The sequence below is a fragment of the Ferrovibrio sp. GW821-FHT12D07 genome, from assembly GCF_058807275.1.
On record NZ_JBXAQN010000001.1, the window covers coordinates 2,351,754 to 2,357,758 of the forward strand.

Sequence of the window (6,005 nt, forward strand, 5' to 3'; positions counted from 1 at the left end):
AATCCACCCTGCCTTTCGGGGGAAACTATCGGATTTTTATGAGCTTACGGCCAGCATTTCCAGAGATGCCGACAGGCAGAAAAGGAAAGGGCCGCCTGAAAAGGCGGCCCTGTAACCTGATTGTGTGGAGTTAGAGGCGGCTGATCATCCAGGCGGCCGCCGTCACCGCCATTGCCAGCCAGATCCAGAATTGCGGCCGGCGCAGCAGGAAGCGGGGGGCAATCCGGTTGTCATTCGAAGCCATCGGCATATTCAGAAAACCGGGGCGAAGCCAGCCATAGCCGGTCGCCTGGGTTCCCGTGGGCGGTTTCCCGCCATGCCGTTCAGCCTGTTTGCCCATCGGCCCGCCTCCCAAGTCGGTGCCGTCAATTCACGTCAATAAGACGCGGATTACTTACGCTTGTCGAGCGGAATATACGGACGCTTGGTGGCACCGGTATAGAGCTGACGGGGGCGGCCGATCTTCTGCGCCGGATCCTCAATCATCTCCTTCCACTGAGCGATCCAGCCCACAGTGCGGGCCAGCGCGAACAGCGCGGTGAACATCGCGGTCGGGAAGCCCATCGCACGCAGGATGATGCCCGAATAGAAATCGACATTCGGATAGAGCTTCTTGGAGACGAAGTAGTCATCTTCCAGAGCGATGCGCTCGAGTTCCATCGCCAGCTTCAGCAGCGGCTCATCCTTAACGCCCAGTTCATCCAGCACCTCGTAGCAGGTCTGGCGCATGACCTTGGCGCGCGGGTCGTAGTTCTTGTAGACGCGATGGCCGAAGCCCATCAGGCGGAAGCCCGAGTTCTTGTCCTTGGCCTTCTTGACTGCTTCGCCAACCTTGTCGGGCGAACCAATCTCTTCCAGCATCTTAAGCACGGCTTCGTTGGCACCGCCATGAGCAGGGCCCCAAAGGCAGGCGATGCCGGCCGCGATGCAGGCGAACGGATTGGCGCCCGACGAACCAGCCAGACGCACGGTCGACGTCGAGGCGTTCTGCTCGTGATCGGCATGCAGGATGAAGATGCGATCCATTGCCTTGGCCAGAACCGGGCTCACCTTGTAGGGCTCGGCCGGCACGCCAAAGGTCATCTGCAGGAAATTCTCGGCATAGCCGAGATCGTTACGCGGATACATGAAGGGCTGGCCGATGGAATACTTGAAGGCCATCGCCGCAATGGTCGGCATCTTCGCGATCAGACGATGTTGCGCGATCATGCGCTGCTTCGGGTCATCATAATCGGTCTGGTCGTGATAGAAGGCCGACAATGCACCGACGACGCCGCACATCACGGCCATCGGATGCGCATCGCGCCGGAAGCCGCGGAACAGGAAATGAATCTGTTCATGCAGCATCGTGTGGTTGGTAATCGAGTTCTCGAAGGATGCGCGCTGAGTGCCGTTCGGCAGTTCGCCATGCAGCAGCAGGTAGCAGGTTTCCAGGAAGGTGGAGTGTTCCGCCAGTTCGGCAATGTCGTAGCCGCGATACAGCAGCACGCCTTCGTCGCCGTCAATATAGGTGATCTTGGACTCGCAGCTGCCGGTAGAGGTAAAGCCCGGGTCATAAGTGAAATGACCGGTCTCGGCGTACAGCTTGCGAATATCGATGACCGACGGGCCGACCGAGCCGTCCAGCATCGGCAGGGTGACGGTCTTTCCAGTATTCGGATCGTTAAGCGTGACGGGCTTGCTGCCGGCGGCCATAGGTGGGTACCCCCAGGTTAGAGACTGCGTATCTGATTGTGTTGCCAACAATTATAGGGGGGCGGGAGTGCCGGAGGAAAGTGTTCCGTGACTCGCAAAATACCCGACCTTGGATGAATAAAATTCGTATAGCTCCGTAACTTACGGCGATGTAACTCCGGATTTCGCGGAGCCAGCGGGCATGCTAGGCGTTGGGGCAATGAATCCTGACAGTGCCCGGAGGCACGGCTCCATGATCGATGACACCGCTCTCGACACTCTGTTCCGCAAGGCCCGCACGCATAACGGCTGGGTCGACAAGCCGGTGGCGGATCAGCAGCTGCAGCAGATCTACGACCTGATGAAGTGGGGGCCAACCAGCGCTAACTGCTCGCCTACCCGCATCGTCTTTGTGCGTAGCAAGGAGGCCAAGGAACGCCTCAAGCCGGCCATGAGCGCTGGCAACCTGGAGAAGACCATGGCGGCGCCCGCGACGGCGATTATCGGCTATGACCTGAAGTTCTATGATCAGCTGCCGAAACTCTTCCCCCATAACCCTGAGGCCCGGGGATGGTTCGCCCATGATCCCAAGGCGGCTGAGGTGGCGGCCTTCCGTAACGGAAGCCTGCAGGGGGCCTATTTCATCATGGCGGCCAGGGCGGTCGGTCTGGACTGCGGTCCGATGTCGGGTTTCGACAATGCCAAGGTGGACGAGGCCTTTTTCCCGGGCGGGCAGGTGAGGTCCAACTTCCTTTGCAATCTCGGTTACGGCGATTCTACCCACCTGTTTCCCCGCAGCCCTCGACTTGGCTTTGACGAGGCCTGTAAAGTTCTTTGAATGTTCTCATTTTTCGAGAGTGCCAGACACTAATTTCGGCCCGAAATCCCGTTGTTTAAGCCTATTCGTGCAGATACGAAAAAAGTTCATGCAGACAGAAGCAAACGCGCTTGACCGGGTAGGGTGCGGCCAGTATGTTCCGGCCCGCGAGTCGACCTGGTAGTAGGGATTTCCCTAGACACAGGTTGGCGAACAACCCGGCTTCCGTAGCGCTCACGTCGAGACCGGGCTTACGCAAGAGACATATAGACCCCTCTCCGCTGCCGATGGGCAGCAAGTGATGGGTCTGGAGCGGAGTTACAGGGCGGATTGCCGGGCTGAAAAGCCGACGGTGGTTCGCCTTGAGTTGTTTTTTTATGTGTTGAACCAAAACTTGGCGGAGTTTCAACTCGTATGCCGACTATTAACCAGCTGATCCGCAAGCCGCGCTCGCCGAAGCCGGTCCGTGACAAGGTCCCCGCGCTGCAGGAATGCCCGCAGCGCCGTGGCGTTTGCACCCGCGTCTACACGACGACCCCGAAGAAGCCGAACTCGGCGCTTCGTAAGGTCGCCCGCGTGCGTCTGACCAACGGTTTTGAGGTCAGCAGCTACATTCCTGGCGAAGGCCATAACCTGCAGGAACACTCGGTCGTCATGATCCGTGGCGGTCGCGTCAAGGATCTGCCGGGCGTTCGCTACCACATCGTCCGCGGCGTGCTCGACACCCAGGGCGTCAAGGACCGCAAGCAGCGCCGTTCGAAGTACGGCGCGAAGCGTCCGAAGTAAGGAGAGAGATCCATGTCGCGTCGCCACGCTGCTGAAAAGCGCGAGATTCTGCCGGATCCGAAGTTCGGTGATCTCGTCCTGACCAAGTTCATGAACATGCTGATGTACGACGGCAAGAAGTCTGCTGCCGAAGCCATCATCTATGGCGCCCTGGATCGCATCAAGGCGAAGTCCGGCAACGATCCGGTCAAGATGTTCCACGACGCGCTGAACAACGTGCGCCCGGCCATCGAAGTCCGTTCGCGTCGCGTCGGCGGTGCCACCTATCAGGTGCCGGTCGAAGTGCGTCATGACCGCGGCCAGGCTCTGGCGATCCGTTGGTTGATCTCGGCGGCCCGTAGCCGCGGCGAGAACACCATGATTGATCGCCTGTCGGGCGAGCTGCTCGACGCCGCCAACAATCGTGGCGGTTCGGTCAAGAAGCGCGAAGACACCCATCGCATGGCGGAGGCCAACAAGGCCTTCTCCCATTACCGCTGGTAAGAAGCGGCTTAAGAGTTCTCGGAGATCGTCATGCCTCGCACTACTCCCTACGAGCGCTACCGTAACATCGGCATCATGGCCCACATTGATGCCGGTAAGACCACGACCACGGAGCGCGTGCTGTACTATACCGGCCGTTCGCATAAGATCGGCGAAGTCCATGATGGCGCTGCCACGATGGACTGGATGGAGCAGGAGCAGGAGCGCGGCATCACGATCACGTCGGCCGCTACGACCTGCTTCTGGAACGACCATCGCATCAACATTATCGACACTCCCGGCCACGTGGACTTCACCATTGAAGTTGAACGTTCGCTGCGCGTGCTCGACGGTGCGGTCTGCCTGTTCGACGGCGTTGCCGGCGTTGAGCCGCAGTCGGAGACCGTGTGGCGTCAGGCTGACAAGTACGGCGTGCCGCGCATGTGCTTCGTCAACAAGCTCGACCGCATGGGCGCGAACTTCTTCCGTTGCGTCGATATGATCATCGACCGTCTGGGCGCCGTGCCGCTGGTAACGACGCTGCCGATCGGCGCGGAAGCCGATTTCAAGGGCGTTGTCGACCTGGTCCGCAACCGCGCGATCATCTGGAAGGATGAGAGCCTGGGTGCCGAGTTCTTCTACGACGAGATTCCGGCCGATCTGAAGGAACAGGCTGCCGAGTGGCGCCAGAAGATGATCGAAGCTGCGCTGGAAATGGATGACGCCGCGCTGGAAGCTTATCTCGAGGGCAAGGAGCCGGATGAGAAGACGCTGACCGCCTGCATACGCAAGGGCACCATTGCCTCGAAGTTCGTGCCGGTTCTCTGCGGTTCGGCCTTCAAGAACAAGGGCGTGCAGCCGCTGCTCGACGCCGTCATCGACTACCTGCCGTCGCCGGTCGATGTCGCTGGTGTCGAAGGCCTGAAGCCCGAGAGCGACGACAAGCTGGTTCGCAAGACCTCGGACGACGAGCCGTTCTCGGGTCTCGCCTTCAAGATCATGAACGATCCCTTCGTTGGCTCGCTCACCTTCGTGCGCGTGTACTCGGGCGTGATCGAGAGCGGCGCCGGTGTGCTGAACACCGTGAAGGACAACCGCGAGCGTATCGGCCGCATGCTGCAGATGCATGCGAACAGCCGTGAAGAAATCAAGGAAGCCCGCGCCGGCGACATCGTCGCGCTGGCCGGCCTGAAGAACACCACCACGGGCGACACGCTCTGCGATCCGAACCATCCGATCATTCTCGAGCGCATGGAATTCCCGGAGCCGGTCATCGAAGTCGCGGTTGAGCCGAAGACCAAGAATGACCAGGAGAAGATGGGCCTCGCGCTCAATCGTCTCGCTGCCGAGGATCCGTCCTTCCGCGTGTCGGTCGACCATGAGAGCGGCCAGACCGTGATCAAGGGCATGGGCGAATTGCATCTCGAAATTCTCGTCGACCGCATGCGTCGCGAGTTTAAGGTCGAAGCCAACGTCGGCGCGCCGCAGGTGGCGTACCGCGAGGCCCTGACCAAGAAGGCCGAGATCGACTACACCCATAAGAAGCAGTCGGGTGGTTCGGGCCAGTTCGCCCGCGTCAAGCTGCGCTTCGAGCCGCTGGAGCCGGGTGAGGGCGTGCAGTTCGTCAACGACGTCGTTGGCGGCAACGTGCCGAAGGAATACGTGCCGGCCGTTGAAAAGGGCATCCGTCAGATCGCCACCTCGGGCGTGCTGGCCGGTTTCCCGGTCATCGACTTCAAGGTGACGCTGTATGACGGCGCCTACCATGACGTTGACTCCTCGGCGCTCGCCTTCGAAATCGCCGCTCGTGCGGCCTTCCGCGAAGTCGCTCCGAAGGCCGGTGCCAAGCTGCTCGAGCCGATCATGCGCGTCGAAGTCGTCGCGCCTGAAGATTTCGTCGGTGACGTGATGGGCGATCTGTCGTCCCGCCGCGGTCAGCTGACCGGTACCGAGCCGCGCGGTAACGCGCAGGTCATCAATGCGATGGTGCCGCTGGCCAACATGTTCGGCTACGTGAACAACCTGCGCTCGATGACTCAGGGCCGCGCGCAGTACACCATGACTTTCGATCACTACGCCCAGGTGCCGCAGAACGTGTCGGACGAGGTGCTGGCGAAGCTCGCCGGCTAATCCGAAACACACGAACGCGCATCTACATAGACACACATCCGATCTAGCGGAGAAGTAAAATGGCCAAGGCAAAGTTTGAGCGTAACAAGCCGCACTGCAACATTGGGACGATTGGTCACGTTGACCATGGCAAGAC

General features: G+C 60.3%; 6 protein-coding genes. 4 read left to right on the plus strand and 2 right to left on the minus strand.

Going from position 1 to position 6,005, the window contains the following annotated elements; genetic code table 11:
* Window positions 1–130 precede the first annotated feature (130 nt).
* Entirely contained in the window at window positions 131–340 is a 210-nt protein-coding gene (locus AC1RRE_RS11685; RefSeq protein WP_492981311.1) for a hypothetical protein, read from the minus strand.
* A 50-nt stretch (window positions 341–390) separates the two neighbouring features.
* Window positions 391–1,695 (minus strand): citrate synthase, encoded by a 1,305-nt coding sequence (gltA, locus tag AC1RRE_RS11690; RefSeq protein ID WP_492981312.1) that lies wholly within the window; start codon window positions 1,693–1,695, stop codon window positions 391–393.
* A 232-nt stretch (window positions 1,696–1,927) separates the two neighbouring features.
* Between gltA and AC1RRE_RS11695 the strand changes: the two genes are divergently transcribed.
* The 4 genes from AC1RRE_RS11695 (at window position 1,928) to fusA (ending at window position 5,869) form a co-directional block, all read left to right on the plus strand.
* The gene (locus AC1RRE_RS11695) at window positions 1,928–2,512 is read left to right on the plus strand and encodes a malonic semialdehyde reductase (protein WP_492981313.1); all 585 of its coding nucleotides are present in this window, start codon (window positions 1,928–1,930) and stop codon (window positions 2,510–2,512) included.
* A 393-nt stretch (window positions 2,513–2,905) separates the two neighbouring features.
* On the plus strand, window positions 2,906–3,277 hold the full coding sequence (gene rpsL, locus AC1RRE_RS11700; protein ID WP_492970747.1) for a 30S ribosomal protein S12: 372 nt from the start codon (window positions 2,906–2,908) through the stop codon (window positions 3,275–3,277).
* 12 nt (window positions 3,278–3,289) lie between these two features.
* Complete coding sequence (gene rpsG, locus AC1RRE_RS11705; RefSeq protein ID WP_492981314.1) at window positions 3,290–3,760, plus strand: 30S ribosomal protein S7; 471 nt, start codon at window positions 3,290–3,292, stop codon at window positions 3,758–3,760.
* A gap of 30 nt (window positions 3,761–3,790) precedes the next feature.
* Window positions 3,791–5,869 (plus strand): elongation factor G, encoded by a 2,079-nt coding sequence (gene fusA, locus AC1RRE_RS11710; RefSeq protein ID WP_492981315.1) that lies wholly within the window; start codon window positions 3,791–3,793, stop codon window positions 5,867–5,869.
* Window positions 5,870–6,005: the final 136 nt, after the last annotated feature.